The organism is Methylobacterium sp. JK268 (assembly GCF_054052225.1).
The window spans coordinates 1-12,857 of the sequence record NZ_JBSVZN010000035.1; the positions used below are offsets into that span (position 1 = coordinate 1).

At 73.0% G+C, this 12,857-nt stretch carries 14 protein-coding genes; 5 read left to right on the forward strand and 9 right to left on the reverse strand.

The annotated features are described in order from the left end of the window. Positions 1–230 precede the first annotated feature (230 nt). Positions 231–701: a hypothetical protein gene (locus ACW9J6_RS27875; protein ID WP_457119601.1), complete on the reverse strand. Its 471-nt coding sequence runs from the start codon at positions 699–701 to the stop codon at positions 231–233. A 353-nt stretch (positions 702–1,054) separates the two neighbouring features. Here ACW9J6_RS27875 and ACW9J6_RS27880 point away from each other — a divergent pair, with 353 nt between their 5' ends. Then, on the forward strand, positions 1,055–1,417 hold the full coding sequence (locus ACW9J6_RS27880) for a hypothetical protein (protein ID WP_457119602.1): 363 nt from the start codon (positions 1,055–1,057) through the stop codon (positions 1,415–1,417). 196 nt (positions 1,418–1,613) lie between these two features. Here ACW9J6_RS27880 and ACW9J6_RS27885 read toward each other — a convergent pair whose 3' ends face one another. Together ACW9J6_RS27885 and ACW9J6_RS27890 are read right to left on the reverse strand one after the other, a co-directional pair. Further along, positions 1,614–2,939 carry an SDR family oxidoreductase gene (locus ACW9J6_RS27885; RefSeq protein ID WP_457119603.1) on the reverse strand — a complete coding sequence of 442 codons (1,326 nt, stop codon included), beginning with the start codon at positions 2,937–2,939 and terminating at the stop codon, positions 1,614–1,616. 2 nt (positions 2,940–2,941) lie between these two features. Further along, complete coding sequence (locus tag ACW9J6_RS27890; RefSeq protein ID WP_457119604.1) at positions 2,942–3,418, reverse strand: DUF2269 family protein; 477 nt, start codon at positions 3,416–3,418, stop codon at positions 2,942–2,944. 180 nt (positions 3,419–3,598) lie between these two features. Here ACW9J6_RS27890 and rocF point away from each other — a divergent pair, with 180 nt between their 5' ends. Then, the gene (rocF, locus tag ACW9J6_RS27895) at positions 3,599–4,528 is read left to right on the forward strand and encodes an arginase (protein ID WP_457119605.1); all 930 of its coding nucleotides are present in this window, start codon (positions 3,599–3,601) and stop codon (positions 4,526–4,528) included. 19 nt (positions 4,529–4,547) lie between these two features. On the opposite strand, the gene ACW9J6_RS27900 is transcribed toward rocF, so the two are convergent. Both ACW9J6_RS27900 and ACW9J6_RS27905 read right to left on the reverse strand, forming a co-directional pair. After that, a complete protein-coding gene (locus ACW9J6_RS27900) occupies positions 4,548–5,177 on the reverse strand; it encodes a LysE family translocator (protein WP_457119606.1) in 630 nt (209 codons plus the stop codon). An 11-nt stretch (positions 5,178–5,188) separates the two neighbouring features. Then, a complete protein-coding gene (locus ACW9J6_RS27905; protein ID WP_457119607.1) occupies positions 5,189–5,611 on the reverse strand; it encodes a VOC family protein in 423 nt (140 codons plus the stop codon). A gap of 425 nt (positions 5,612–6,036) precedes the next feature. Between ACW9J6_RS27905 and ACW9J6_RS27910 the strand changes: the two genes are divergently transcribed. Further along, positions 6,037–7,737, forward strand: coding sequence for a putative bifunctional diguanylate cyclase/phosphodiesterase (locus ACW9J6_RS27910; protein WP_457119608.1), 1,701 nt, complete (start codon positions 6,037–6,039; stop codon positions 7,735–7,737). 19 nt (positions 7,738–7,756) lie between these two features. Then, positions 7,757–8,572: a BLUF domain-containing protein gene (locus ACW9J6_RS27915; protein ID WP_457119609.1), complete on the forward strand. Its 816-nt coding sequence runs from the start codon at positions 7,757–7,759 to the stop codon at positions 8,570–8,572. A gap of 256 nt (positions 8,573–8,828) precedes the next feature. Here the strand turns inward: ACW9J6_RS27915 and ACW9J6_RS27920 are convergent, their stop codons facing one another. Both ACW9J6_RS27920 and gcvA read right to left on the reverse strand, forming a co-directional pair. Then, positions 8,829–9,482 carry a Pr6Pr family membrane protein gene (locus ACW9J6_RS27920; protein WP_457119610.1) on the reverse strand — a complete coding sequence of 218 codons (654 nt, stop codon included), beginning with the start codon at positions 9,480–9,482 and terminating at the stop codon, positions 8,829–8,831. Positions 9,483–9,529: 47 nt separating this feature from the next. Further along, positions 9,530–10,465 (reverse strand): transcriptional regulator GcvA, encoded by a 936-nt coding sequence (gene gcvA, locus ACW9J6_RS27925; RefSeq protein WP_457119611.1) that lies wholly within the window; start codon positions 10,463–10,465, stop codon positions 9,530–9,532. A gap of 187 nt (positions 10,466–10,652) precedes the next feature. Here gcvA and gstA point away from each other — a divergent pair, with 187 nt between their 5' ends. Then, on the forward strand, positions 10,653–11,252 hold the full coding sequence (gene gstA / locus ACW9J6_RS27930; RefSeq protein WP_457119612.1) for a glutathione transferase GstA: 600 nt from the start codon (positions 10,653–10,655) through the stop codon (positions 11,250–11,252). A gap of 31 nt (positions 11,253–11,283) precedes the next feature. On the opposite strand, the gene ACW9J6_RS27935 is transcribed toward gstA, so the two are convergent. Then, a complete protein-coding gene (locus ACW9J6_RS27935; RefSeq protein WP_457119613.1) occupies positions 11,284–12,024 on the reverse strand; it encodes a sigma-70 family RNA polymerase sigma factor in 741 nt (246 codons plus the stop codon). 120 nt (positions 12,025–12,144) lie between these two features. Further along, positions 12,145–12,843 carry a glutathione S-transferase family protein gene (locus ACW9J6_RS27940; RefSeq protein ID WP_457119614.1) on the reverse strand — a complete coding sequence of 233 codons (699 nt, stop codon included), beginning with the start codon at positions 12,841–12,843 and terminating at the stop codon, positions 12,145–12,147. Positions 12,844–12,857 lie beyond the last annotated feature (14 nt).

A 12,857-nucleotide genomic window follows, 5' to 3' on the forward strand; every position in this document is an offset into this window, starting at 1 on the left:
CCACCCGGAACGATGCGGACGTCGAGGGTCTTTGCGGCGACGTCCACTCCACAGATGATCTGGGTCACGGTAACCTGCCTTGTGCGTGCGATGGGCGATCAGGCGACTGTCCGGTCGTGCGTGACAGTGGCGACGGTCCCAAAGCTCACCAGCGGTTGCAGCCAGAGGGGGCGCGGGAGCCGTCCGCCACGCGCGGGGACCGGCGGCCGCCGGTCCCCGCGCAGCCCTCATCACATCATCCAAAAGGGCCGGCTTCCAGATACAAGGGGGCGTCCCTGCAGGAAATGGCCGTCGGCCGAGTACAGGTAAGGCGCGTCGTCCGGCCCCTTGCCGTAGAGGCAGTCGAGATCGAAGCGCGGCGTGCGGAAATCGACCAGGCCCTCCGGGTCGTCCTGCTGCTGCAGGCTGCTCGCCGGATCGAAGGTGAGGTCGTGGTCGACGAACTGGCCGAGATAGGTGTAGGCGGCCGGGATGCCGCTCTCCTCGGGGTCCGGCCCGTCCTTCACAGAGTCGGGCTTGGCCACCATCGCGGCGCCGAGCTTCCTTAGGTTCACCTCCGTCTCGCTGTCGCTCTCGCCGAATTCGCCCGGCGGCAGCGCGCGGAACATCCGCCCGAACTGACCACCGAAGAACTTCGATTCGCGCGGCAAGTTGAGCCCGCGCACCGTCGTCCCGTGAGTGTTTCTCTGCGGCCCTGCCATTGCTGTCTCCCACCCTGATGCTCTACGCGCTTTGGCGCAGCGACTTCCATGTTCGTCCTTATGATATGATATCAAAGCATGATTGCTCACAAAATGAGATAAACTGCAGCTTATCCGGCGTAAATCATATGAGTCGCGATCCTGTTCTGCATCATTCAAATTGATGACACGTGCAACTATAGGCCAAGGATGCGGATTAGCGGCCGTCGGCGCAGCATCCCGGGCCCAAGGCCCGGCGGCCGGTCTCCCGCGGCGCGGGCGGCCTGTGCCGGAACGACCCGCCCGACCTTGCGGTTGTGCCGGCGAGGGTCCGGTCGGGAAGCGGCCGGCCAGCCCACGGCACGAGGTAGAGCATGGCCGAGACCCGCACGGATCTTCCGCCGACCCACACGATCAAGCCGATGGCGCCGCCGCCCGCCGAGGGCGCCACGACGGCGCAGCTCAAGGCCGACATCGACAGCGGCCGCACGGGCGACAAGACGGAGGTGTTCGATCCCGGCCTGTCGCCGCTCGGCACCGACGACGAGGCGGCCGGCCACCCGCCCTCGCCCGAACGGGTGGCCCTGGCGCGGGCAAACGAGGGCGGGGCGCGCTGGCAGGGCGGGGCCGAGAAACCCTCCTACGCCCATCACCGGCAGAACAAGGTGCTGCCGTTCTTCATCGGCTTCATCGTGCTGGCCGCCGTGATCTTCGCCGTCGCGATGGGATTCAGGTAGGGGCGGGTGGACACCGGCCTGCGGAGCGATCGAGTCGGCGGGTGGCTCCCCTCCCTTTGCCGGATCTCTTGCGTGGGCGCTGCTCCGGGTCAGCAGTCCCGGTCAGCCAAATGCAGACTCTGACCAGGGCCGGGAGCAGCCCTTTCGGCACGCCGGCGACGGCCCCGTTGGTCGCGCACCGCGCGCCGAGGCCGCATCACCGCTCCTCCAGGATGGCGAGCGCCACGCCCGTGAGGATCAGGATCGGAATGACCTTGACCAGCGACCCGAGCGGGTCGAGCCACAGGTCGGGTGCCACCACCACCGCACCCGCGAGGTAGCCGAGCGCCAGGGCGAGGCCGGCGCGCAGGCCCGCCCGGCAGGTGCGGCGACGGGCGATCGCGACACCGACCGCGATGTCGGCGAGGGCGGTGGCCGCGGTGAGCGCGCGGGCGAGACCGCCGGGCAGGCCGTGCGCCGTCAGGATGGCGGCGGCCGGCGCGAAGGCGGGGAGCAGGGCGACGAGGCCGGAGACGAGCCAGAACGCCGCGAGCCCCCCGATCACCAGCGGCTTGAGGAGGAACAGCCGGGCGAACCAGCGCTCCTGCACGGTCGCCGGCAGGGCCGCGAGCGCGGCCTCGAGGCCGGTCGGCGCGAGCCCGGTGGCGGCCGTCCAGCCCCGCGGGTCGCCCGCGACCCCGCGCCTCATCTCCGCCAGCGCCGTCGTCCGCACGGGCGGGGACCAGCCGAGCCGCGCGACCGCGTCGCCGGCCCGGGCGCCCGCCCGGAGCAGCGGGGCCGGCAGGGTCAGGCGCGGGGCGGGGCCGCCGAAGCGGCGGCGGAAGGCCTCCACGACGGTCCCGACATCGGGCGGCGGCGCCTCGATCGGGTCGAGCACGGCCCGCCAGTCCCGCTCCCCCGCCTCCCAGCGCCGGGCCAGCACGGCGATCGTCCCGGCGATGTCCGCGAGCGCCGTCGTGCCGAAGGGACGCGCGGCGACGGCCCCGGGCAGCCGGACCGGGAGAGCGGCGAGCGCCCGGACGAGCGCGCTGCCGCCATAGGCGGCCGGCGCGATCACGAAGCCCGGCCGCAGGATCACGAAGCACGGGCAGTCCCGCAGGATCGCGGCCTCGGCCTCCCGCTTCGTCCGGCTGAAATCGGTGAGATCCTCCGCCGGCGTGCCGGGCACCGAGACCTGGACCAGGAGGCAGGGACGCTCCCGCGCCGAGAGGGCCTGGACGAGCCGCCGCGCGAAGCCGCCATGCACGTCCCGGGTCGCGCCGCCGGGCCCGTCCTGCAGGATGCCGACGGCGTTGACGACGATCTCCGCCCGCGTCGCGGCGATCAGGTCCGCGAGGGCGGCCGCGTCGAGGGCGACGACCGGGCGCGTCACCGCCCGCGGGCCGTGAAGAACCGCCTGGGCCGGCGTGAAGCGCCGGGCGACGGCGATGACCGGGAACCCCTCGCGGTGCAGGGCCTCCGCCACGCCCCCGCCGATCAGGCCCGCGGCGCCGAGGATCGTGATCCGCACCGGTTCGGCCATGGTCAGCTCCCGAGACCCGGCTTGGCGACCATCAGCCAGAGGATGGCGAGGACGGCGCCGAAGCCCGGGATGCCGCAGGCGAACCACAGCCGGAAGAGCCGGTGATAGGCCGGCGGCAGCGGCGCGCCGGCGGCGGCGGCCCCCGCGGCGAGGTCCCGCATCCGCGCCTGCATCCACACGACGGGCAGCCAGACCAGGCCGGCGGTGCCGTAGAGGGCGAGGGAGGCCGCGAGCCAGCCCTCGCCGAGACCGAACCCGGCCTCGCGCGCCAGCAGCAGGCCGCTGACCGGCTGCGCGATGACCGCCGTCGCGGTGAAGAGCGCGTCGGCCACCACCACGGTCCCGGCGGTGCGGGCCACGAAGGCGGCATCGCGCGAGCGATGGGCCATCAGCATGAAGAAGGCGATCCCCGTCCCGGTGCCGAGGATCACCGTCGCCCCGAGGATGTGCAGGGTCTTGAGGATCGGGTAGGCGCTCACCGTGAGGGATCCGAGGCGGCGCGCCGCGATGGGGCCGCGTGGCTGCCGGGTGCGGCCGGCGCGGAGGTCCGGGGCGATGCCCGGTCATCCGATCGGCACGCCCGGACGTTAGGGAACAGGGAACGGGTTGCCAATCCGGCGCGTCCGCCGGGCCGGACCGCGAGGAGAAGGGAGTCGGGCATGCGCGGAGCGCGATGCGTGCTGGTGGGGGTTCCGGTGCAGGAGGGGACCGGCCGGCGCGGCTGCGACATGGGGCCGAGCGCCTACCGGGCCGCCGGGATCGCCGAGGCGGTGAGCGACCTCGGCTTCGCGGTGGTCGATGCCGGCAACCTCTCGGCCCCGCCCTGGCCGGCGCAGATCCACCCCAACCCCGCCATCCGCCACCTGCCCGAGGTGGCGGGCTGGACGGCGACCCTCGCGGAGGCCGCCGAGCGGCTCGCGGCCGACAGCCTGCCGCTCTTCCTCGGCGGCGACCACAGCCTGTCCGCCGGCACGGTGGCGGGCCTGAGCCGGCGGGCACGGGCCGAGGGACGGCCGCTCTTCGTGCTCTGGCTCGACTCGCACCCGGATTTCCACACCCTCGACAGCACGCAGAGCGGCAACCTGCACGGCGTGCCGATGGCCTACGTCACCGGACGGCCGGGCTTTGCCGGCTACTTCCCGCCCCTCGACTCCCCCGTCGACCCGCGCCGCGTCTGCATGATCGGGCTGCGCAGCGTCGACCCGCCGGAGCGCGCGGCGCTCGCCGCGGCCGGGGTCACGGTGCACGACATGCGCAGCATCGACGAGGAGGGCATCGCCCGGCCGCTCGCCGGCTTCCTCGACCGGGTCGCGGCCGAGGGGGGCCTGCTGCATGTCAGCCTCGACGTGGACTTCCTCGATCCCGGCATCGCGCCGGGCGTCGGCACGACCGTGCCGGGGGGCACGACCTTCCGGGAGGCGCATCTCGTCATGGAGATGCTGCACGACAGCGGCCTCGTGCGCGCCCTCGACCTCGTGGAACTCAATCCCTTCCTGGACGAGCGCGGGCGCACGGCGCTGCTGATGGTCGACCTCGCCGCGAGCCTGCTCGGCCGGCGCGTCCTCGATCGGCCCACCCGCAGCTACTGAGCCGGTCGCGCGGACGGGATCAGGTCCGCGCCGCGAGGAGCCGCAGGCCGGCGCAGGCGAAGAGCACCGCGAACGTGCCCTCGATCCAACGGCGCAGCCGCGCATAGGCCGCGATCATTGGGGCCGTCGAGAAGACCACCGCGTAGGCGCCGAACACCAGGATTCCGAGGAGGGCGCAACCGAGCACCATGGCCGGCAGGATCCCGGCGGAGGCGTCTGATCCCAGGCCCAGGGACATGATCGCCGCCCAGGCGATCACGGCCTTCGGGTTGCCCACATGCATGAGGAATCCCTGCCGGAAGCGGGACCCGGTCGTCCGACCGACCGGCCCGCCGGCCCTCGCCGGGGCCGCCTCCGGCCGGAGCGCGGACCGGCCGGAGCGCCACGCCAGGTACAGGAGGTAGGCCCCGCCCCCGACCCGCAGCGACCAGAGCACCGCCGGAGAGGCCGCGAGCAGTGCGGCGATGCCGCTCGCCGCGACCATCGCCCAGGTCATCGAGGCCGCGACCACGCCCGCGGCCAGGACCAGCGCGGGGCGCCGCCCCTCCCGCATCGCCGTCCCCATGATCGCCATATTGCTCGGCCCCGGGCTGGCCGTCGCCACCAGGTAGGCCGCGTAGACGGGAAGCAACTGACTGGCCTGGCTCATGGGTCACGCTCTCAGGGATGGGGCCGAACGGGAAGGGACGGGAGGTCGCCACGGAACACGACGTGGATCTTGTTGCCGTCGGGATCCCGCAGGTAGGCGCCGAAATAGCCCCGCCCGTAATGCGGGCGCGGTCCCGGCGCGCCCTCGTCCGTCCCGCCGGTGGCCAGCCCCGCCATGTGCGACGCCGTCACGGCCGCTTCGGCGGGAGCCAGGAACGCGACCATGCTCCCGTTTCCGACGCCCGAAGGGGCGCCGTCGAACGGCAGGCACGCGTAGAAGCGCGGGAGCACGTCGTCGCCGACCCAGCAGAGGCTGGGTGCGCCGCCGTCGGGGGTCACCGGGCGCTGCTTCAGCCCGAGAGGGGCCAGGACGGCATCGTAGAACCGGGCCGCACGCCCGAGGTCGCGAACACCAACCATGACATGGCTGAACATGACACCTCCGGTGGGGCGCGGTCCCGGGCGGAACGATGCCGTCTTCCTTGCGGAAGGCGACGGCGAAAGACGTCGACAGCTTCTGCGCCTCACCCCGACGATGCAAGGGGCGGCACCGAGAGACCGGCCAGTTCGTGCGGCGCCTGCGGGGGCCGTCCCTTCCATTCCGTCAGGGAGGCCACGAAGGATCCGCGTCCGGGTGGCAACGGCACGGATCGCGACCATCAGACCGCTCCTTTAACAAATGTCTTCCGCGCCTTTGAAAATAACATGAGCGATCAGATCCGTTATTATCAACAAAACACGCGCCCGGATCCGAAGCGTTCTCCTGCCGTCAATTGTTCATTAGGACTTGCCCCCTACTCCGTGACAGTACTCTGGCCGGCCCGGGCGGCGGGGCGGTGAGGATCCGGAGACTGACCGTGATGGCGTCGGGTGCGCGGCTCGTCGAGGCTTCCACGATGCGGCCGGACCCGGCCGGACGGGCGCTGGGACCGCCCGCGCTGCTCGCCTGCCTCGACACGCTGCGGCCCGGCCTCGTGGTCGTCGATGGGGCGGGGCGCATCGGCCTGTGCACCGCGCCGGCCCGCGCGCTCCTCGCGGCGATCGCGCCGGAGGGGGAGGCGCCGCGCTCCGGGCGCGGGTTGATCCGCGTCCTCGACCGGACCGGCGCCCTCCCGCGGGCCGAGCTGCTGCGCGCGATCCGCCGGGCGCGGGCGGGCGAGGCGGCCACCCTCGACCTGCGCCGCGGCGACCGCGCCGTCCAGATCTCCCTCGCCCGGGTTCCGGGGACGGGCCTCCTCGTCACCCTGGAGGATGTCAGCGACCGCCGGGCCGCGGAGGCGAGCGCCGCCGACACGGCGCGGCGCGACCCCCTGACGGGGCTGCCGAACCGCCTGCTCCTGCGCGAGCGCCTCGCGGCCGCCCTCGGGGCGGGGGACCGCGGGCAGGGCTGCGCGCTCCTCCTCGTCGACCTCGACCGGTTCAAGCCGGTCAACGACACGCTCGGCCACCCGGTCGGCGACGCGCTGCTGGAGAAGGTCGCCGACCGCCTGCGCTCGGCGGTGCGGGCCGAGGACACGGTCGCGCGGATCGGGGGCGACGAGTTCGTGATCCTGCAGGCCGGGCTGCGGGACCCCGCGGCGGCCGAGGCCCTGGGCCGGCGGATCGTGGACCTCGTCGGCCGCGCCTACATGGTCGAGGGCCACCTCGTCAGCATCGGGGCGAGCGTCGGCATCGCCCTGGCCCCGCGGGACGGCGAGGATCCCGACCGCCTCCTCAAATGTGCCGACCTCGCCCTGTACTGCGCCAAGCACGACGGGCGCGCCACCTTCCGGTTCTTCGAGCCGACCATGGACGCGCAGATGCAGGCGCGCCGCCGGCTCGAACTCGACATGCGCCAGGCCCTGGCCCGGCGCGAATTCGCGATCCACTACCAGCCCCAGCTCAACCTGCAGGAGAACCGCCTCACCGGCTGCGAGGCGCTGCTGCGCTGGCACCATCCCGAGCGCGGACTGGTCTCGCCCGCCGACTTCATCCCGGTCGCAGAGGAGATCGGCCTGATCGTGCCGATCGGCGACTGGGTCATCCGGCAGGCCTGCCACGACGCCGCGCGCTGGCCGCAGGCCCTCACGGTCGCGGTCAACGTCTCGCCGGCGCAGTTCAAGGGCGAGCGCCTCGTCGACACGGTGACCTCGGCGCTGGCCCGCGCCGGCCTGCCCGCGCGGCGGCTGGAGATCGAGATCACCGAGGGGCTGCTGCTGCAGGACGACGCCCACACCCTGCGCACCCTCCACCGCCTGCGCGACCTCGGGGTGCGCGTCTCGATGGACGATTTCGGGACCGGCTACGCGTCGCTCAGCTACCTGCGCGCCTTTCCGTTCGACAAGATCAAGATCGACCGCTCCTTCGTGCGCGACATGGCGCAGAAGCCGGACGGCGACGCGATCATCCGGGCGATCGCCGGTCTCGGGCGCAGCCTCGGCATGACCACGGTCGCCGAAGGCGTCGAGACGGAGGAGCAACTGCGCCGCATCCGGCAGGAGGGCTGCACGGACGTGCAGGGCTACCTCGTCAGCCGCCCGATCCCGGCCGACGCCCTCCTGGCGCTGCTCGCCCGCTCCTGATCCCCCGCGGAGTTCCCCGATGGAAGACCTCTACCGCCTCGTCTATGCCAGCCGGAACCTGCTGAAGCCCGGCGAGGCGGAGGCCGCCATCGCGCAGATCCTCGACGCCTCCCGGCGCAACAACCGGACGGCCGGGGTGACGGGCGCCCTCATGTTCAACGCGGGCGCCTTCGCGCAGGTGCTGGAGGGGCCCCGGCGCGGCGTGGAGGCGACCTTCGAGCGCATCCAGCGCGACCTGCGCCACAGCGACGTCACGGTGCTGCAATGCGGGCCCGCCGAGCGGCGCGGCTTCGCCGACTGGGCGATGGCCTTCGTCGGGCAGTCCGAGGAGGGGCGGGCGCGGTGGAGCCGGCTCGCGCGCGAGAGCGGCTTCGACCCCGGGCGCCTCGACGGCGACGCGGTGCTGGCCATGCTGCACGGCCTCGTGCTGGAGGAGGAGGATCTGTGCGGCCCCCCCGGCCCGCTCCCGGAGGCGCCGGCCGAGCCGTCCGGATCCTTCGACGCGGACCAAGTGCGGGCCGAACTCGTCGCCCTGCACCCGGCCCCTCCGCCCGCCGCCCCGCCCGCCGCCGCGTCCGCCTCCGAGGGGGCGCTCGCCGTCCTGCGCGCGGCGCTCGCCGAGGAGCGGGGCCGCACGACGCAGCTGCGGGAGGAGGTCGACGGGCTGCGAATCGCCCTCGCCCTCGCCCGCGACGAGGCGGAGGTCCTGGCGCGCGAGCGCGGCGCCTGGGCCGAGCGCGCCCGCCTGCTCGCGGCCGCTCTCCACCAGGAAGCGGCGGCGGCGGTGGCGGAAGCCGGGTCGGCGACGGGCCGGACCGCCCGAACGGCCGCCTGACAGGGCCGATTTGCGCACAAAAATGCCAGGAGCCCTGCCCTGGCGCACAATTGTGCTTGTCGGGCCCGCCCGTGCCGTCTAAGACACTGGGGCCCAAGGCAGAAAAAAAGGCCGCCCTTGCGAGCGGCCCGAAGTCTAGGGAGGAAACGCCCAAAGAGGGCAATCGCCGCCGCGACGCCATCGCGGCGGCGATGTCGTTTGTATGCCACGTTGCAGTGCAGCACACAACCCACTTGCCGCTGGGGCAGCCATGCCGTTACCGCATGGCGCTGCGCGCGGCCGCGCGCCGGGCGAGGGCGCGATCGGCGACGACGAGGAGCCCACCCGCGGCCAGGAAGGACAGGGCGATCCCCGCCGCGTTGCCGGTGACCGCCGACCAGCCGATCCGGTCCGGGTTCATGAACGGGTAGGGGTAGCGCCCGGTGAGCCCGCCGCGCAGGAGCGCGTAGGCGAAGTAGGCGAGGGGATAGAGGGCGATCAGCAGGGGATCGCGGGGCCGCAAGACGCCCTTGGGGACGAGCGCCAGCCAGTAGGCCGGGACGGCGATCGGCAGGACGGCGTGCAGGGCGATGTCCGCCACCACGTCGGCGCCCTGGAGCGGGCGCAGGCCGCGCAGCAGCAATCCCTGCACCACGCCGACGAGGATCGTGCAGAGCACGGCCGCCCCGACCCAGCGCGCGGCCGCGAACTCCGTCCGCCCGGACTGCGCGACGCCCGTCCGCGCGAGGGCGGTGAACAGCACCGCCACGAACAGGCCGGTGGTGTTGGTGAAGTAGCCGAGCATGATCCAGGCGGCGAGGCCCGGCGACCCGGTGCGGCCGAGCACACCCGCGAAGCCCGCCGCGAGCCCGATCCAGGCGGCGAGCGCGATCAGGGCCGCGGCGGCACGGGGGAGGGTCGGTCGTCGCATGGCGCGGTCCGGGAGACGTGGCGCCGCGCTCCTGGCAGCGCTTCGCGTCACGGGCGTGACGGGGCGCCCATCGCCGCCGCGGCGAGCAGCCAGGTCCGGAACGCCCGGACGACCGGCCGGTCCGCCGTCTCCCGCGGCGAGACCACGTAGAATCCCGCCCGTGCCGGAACGGTCGCCGCGAAGGGCGCCACGAGGCGACCGGCGCGGAGATCGGCCTCCACGTAGGCCGTCCGCCCGATCGCGACGCCCAGCCCGTCGATCGCCGCCTGGATCGTGACGAGGTTGAGGTCGAAGGTCAGGGCCGGTCCGCGGAGGGCCGATCGGGCCAGCCCGGCGGCCGTCAGCCAGTCGTCCCAATCGGTCCCCGTGACGCCGCTGGTCCGCAGCAGGGTGTGCTGGGCGAGGTCGCCGGGCGTCCGCAGGGCGCCGCCCCGGCACAGCGCGGGGCTGCAGACCGGGAACAGCGCGTCCGCCATCAGCCAGTCGGCGCGCAGGGCGTCCCAGGTTCCCGCCCCGTAGCGGATGGCGACGTCGACGCCGTCGCGCCCGAACGTCGTCAGCCCCGTGCCGGTGACGACGCGCAGGTCCACCTCCCCGTGCCCGGCCCGGAAACCCTCCAGGCGCGGCAACAGCCACTTCGCGGCGAGCGACGCGAGCGTACTCACCACGAGGACCGGGCCGCGACCGCGCCCCGGCAGCCGGGACGTCGCGTCCGCCAGTTCCCGGAAGGCGTGGCCGACGCGCGCGAGGTACTGCGCGCCGTCGTCGGTCAGCGACAGCGCATGGCTGCGCCGGACGAAGAGCCGGATGCCCAGGTCCTTCTCGACCCGGCCGACCTGGTGGCTGACGGCGCTCGGGGTGACGTGCAGTTCCTCGGCCGCCCGGGTGACGCTCAGGTGCCGGGCGACGGCCTCGACGACTCGCAAACCGTTCAACGAGGGAAGTCGGTCTCCCACGCCGTGCTCCGCATGAGATTTTCTCATGTCCTAACGGTGCCGATGTCGTTTGCCAAGCATCGCGACCGCACCGTAGTCATCGACACGATCTCGACCGGAAACGACGTCGCCGACCCGCCGCATCACGGGCGATCGCCGCGTCGTGAGCAGATGTCGGTCGGCACGAAGCCCTCGATATCGGCCGGGATCATGAATTGGCGCCGGGAGAGGACCCATGAAGCTGTTTTACGCGCCCAACACGTGTTCCCTGTCGCCGCACATCGTGCTTCGCGAGCTGGGGCTGCCGTTCGACCTGGTTCGCGTCGACAACCGGGCGAAGACGCTGCCGGACAGGTCCGATTACCGGACGATCAACCCCAAGGGTTACGTGGCGGCGCTGCAACTCGCGAATGGCGACGTGCTCACCGAGGGTCCCGCGATCGTCCAGTATCTCGGCGACCTGCGGCCGGATGCGGGCCTGGTTCCGCCCAACGGCACCTGGCCGCGCGTCCGGCTCCAGGAGTCGCTGAACTTCATCACCAGCGAGCTCCACGCGGCGTCGAGCCCGCTGTTCGACCCCGCGCTGCCCGACGACACGCGAGAGCGATTCCGCTCGAAGCTGCTGAAGCGGCTCGAGATCGTCGCGGGCGATCTCGCGCCGACCGGGCACCTTCTCGAAGGCCGGTTCACGGTGGCCGACGCCTACCTGTTCACGGTCCTGCTGTGGATGGACGGCTTCTCCATCCGCCTCGATCCTTGGCCCTCGATCGTCACCTTCATGGAGCGGATCCGGGCACGGCCGAGCGTGCAGGCCGCGCTCGCCGCGGAACGGTGAGCGGCCGCGCGGTCCGCGACGCCGAGCGGCCTCACCCCCGCGGGGCGGTCCGCGAGGTGAGCGCGGATTGGATCAGCGCGTCCGCCTGCAACTCCCGGCCGGTATAGCCGAGCAGGCCGGCGAGGCGCGTGCGGGCGCGATTCACCCGGCTCTTGATGGTGCCGACCGCCACGCCCATCATCGTCGCCACCTGCTCGTAGGTGAGTTCCTGCACGCCCACCAGGACCAGGGTCTCGCGCATGTCGGGCGGCAGGCGGCCCAGCGCCTCCTGGACCTCCACCAGGCTCACGCCGTGGTCCTGCCGCGGCGCCACCGCCAGCGTCGCCGCGTACTGGCCCTCGTCGTCCTCCACCTCCCGCGACCGCTTGCGCCGCAGCGAGTAGAAGTGGTTGCGCATGATGGTGAAGAGCCAGGCATCGAGGTTGGTCCCCGGCGTGAAGCGGTCGCGGTTCTGCCAGCCGCGCAGCACCGTCTCCTGCACGAGGTCGTCCGCCTCCGCGGTGCGGCCCGCCATGCTGATCGCGAAGGCGCGCAGCGACGGCAGCGCCTTCAGGAGCCCCGCGTGGAAGGCGCGCAGGTCCGCGTCGGATTGCGCGTCGAGGGCGTCCGTGAGTTGGTCGAGGAGCGCCCTCAGGGACGGCGACAGGTCCTCGGACACGTGGGTCCGGTAGAGTTCCCGCAGGGCGTGGCCGAGATGGTCGCGGACCGGCTCGGGCAGCAGGGCGCCGTCGCCCGCGTCGGGGGATGCCGGGGCATCGGGGGAGAGGAGCACGGGGCCTCCGCATACTAGCAAGGAGTATATATGCGGAGGCAGCTATGGCGACCAGGTCCGGCGTCAAGGCGCCGGACGGCAGGTCGGGCCGCCGCGGGCGCGGCGGCCGGGCCGGGATCCTCAGGCGGGCAGGAAGCGGAACATGTGCCGGCGCGCCTCGTCGTCCATCTCGGTCTTGAAGGCGTGGCGGTCCTTGATGGCGAGGGCCGCCTGGGCGGCCGGGCGGGCCGAGACCGTGTCGAGGAGCCGCTTCAGGTTCGGGAAGTCCGGCCAGACGCTATCGTCGGCCGGGCTGGCGCCGAGCACGAAGGGCACCATGCGGGCCCAGCCCCACACCGCCATGTCGACGATGGTGTAGGTCTCGCCGAGCACGAAGGGCCGGTCCTTGAGTTGCGCGTCGAGGATCGTCCAGTGGCGGCGCGCCTCGAAGGCGTAGCGGGTCACGCCGTAGTCCTGCGGCTGCGGCGCGAAGTGGCGGAAATGGACCGACTGGCCCGAATAGGGCCCGATGCCGGTGGCGACGAACATCAGCCAGGACAGGAGGTCGCCGCGGGCGGCGGGCGTGGCGGCGGGCAGGAACCGGCCGGTCTTCTCGGCGAGGTAGAGCAGGATGGCGTTCGAATCGAACACCCGGGCGCCCGTCTCCTCGTCCAGGATGACCGGGACCTTGGCGTTGGGATTGAGCGCCGTGAAGGCGGGATCGTGCTGCTCGCCCTTGCGGGTGTCGACGGGCTTGGCCGTGTAGGGCAGGCCCATCTCCTCCAGGCAGAGGGCGACCTTCATCGGGTTGGGCGCGAGGCTGTAGTAGAAGGTGATCACGCGGGCTCTCCTCT

Bases quoted from the DNA above. Each gene is read 5' to 3' on its own strand.
- ACW9J6_RS27875 (WP_457119601.1), bottom strand. From the start codon at position 701: ATGGCAGGGCCGCAGAGAAACACTCACGGGACGACGGTGCGCGGGCTC.
- ACW9J6_RS27880 (WP_457119602.1), top strand. From the start codon at position 1,055: ATGGCCGAGACCCGCACGGATCTTCCGCCGACCCACACGATCAAGCCG.
- ACW9J6_RS27885 (WP_457119603.1), bottom strand. From the start codon at position 2,939: ATGGCCGAACCGGTGCGGATCACGATCCTCGGCGCCGCGGGCCTGATC.
- rocF (WP_457119605.1), top strand. From the start codon at position 3,599: ATGCGCGGAGCGCGATGCGTGCTGGTGGGGGTTCCGGTGCAGGAGGGG.
- ACW9J6_RS27900 (WP_457119606.1), bottom strand. From the start codon at position 5,177: ATGAGCCAGGCCAGTCAGTTGCTTCCCGTCTACGCGGCCTACCTGGTG.
- ACW9J6_RS27905 (WP_457119607.1), bottom strand. From the start codon at position 5,611: ATGTTCAGCCATGTCATGGTTGGTGTTCGCGACCTCGGGCGTGCGGCC.
- ACW9J6_RS27910 (WP_457119608.1), top strand. From the start codon at position 6,037: ATGGCGTCGGGTGCGCGGCTCGTCGAGGCTTCCACGATGCGGCCGGAC.
- ACW9J6_RS27915 (WP_457119609.1), top strand. From the start codon at position 7,757: ATGGAAGACCTCTACCGCCTCGTCTATGCCAGCCGGAACCTGCTGAAG.
- ACW9J6_RS27920 (WP_457119610.1), bottom strand. From the start codon at position 9,482: ATGCGACGACCGACCCTCCCCCGTGCCGCCGCGGCCCTGATCGCGCTC.
- gcvA (WP_457119611.1), bottom strand. From the start codon at position 10,465: ATGAGAAAATCTCATGCGGAGCACGGCGTGGGAGACCGACTTCCCTCG.
- gstA (WP_457119612.1), top strand. From the start codon at position 10,653: ATGAAGCTGTTTTACGCGCCCAACACGTGTTCCCTGTCGCCGCACATC.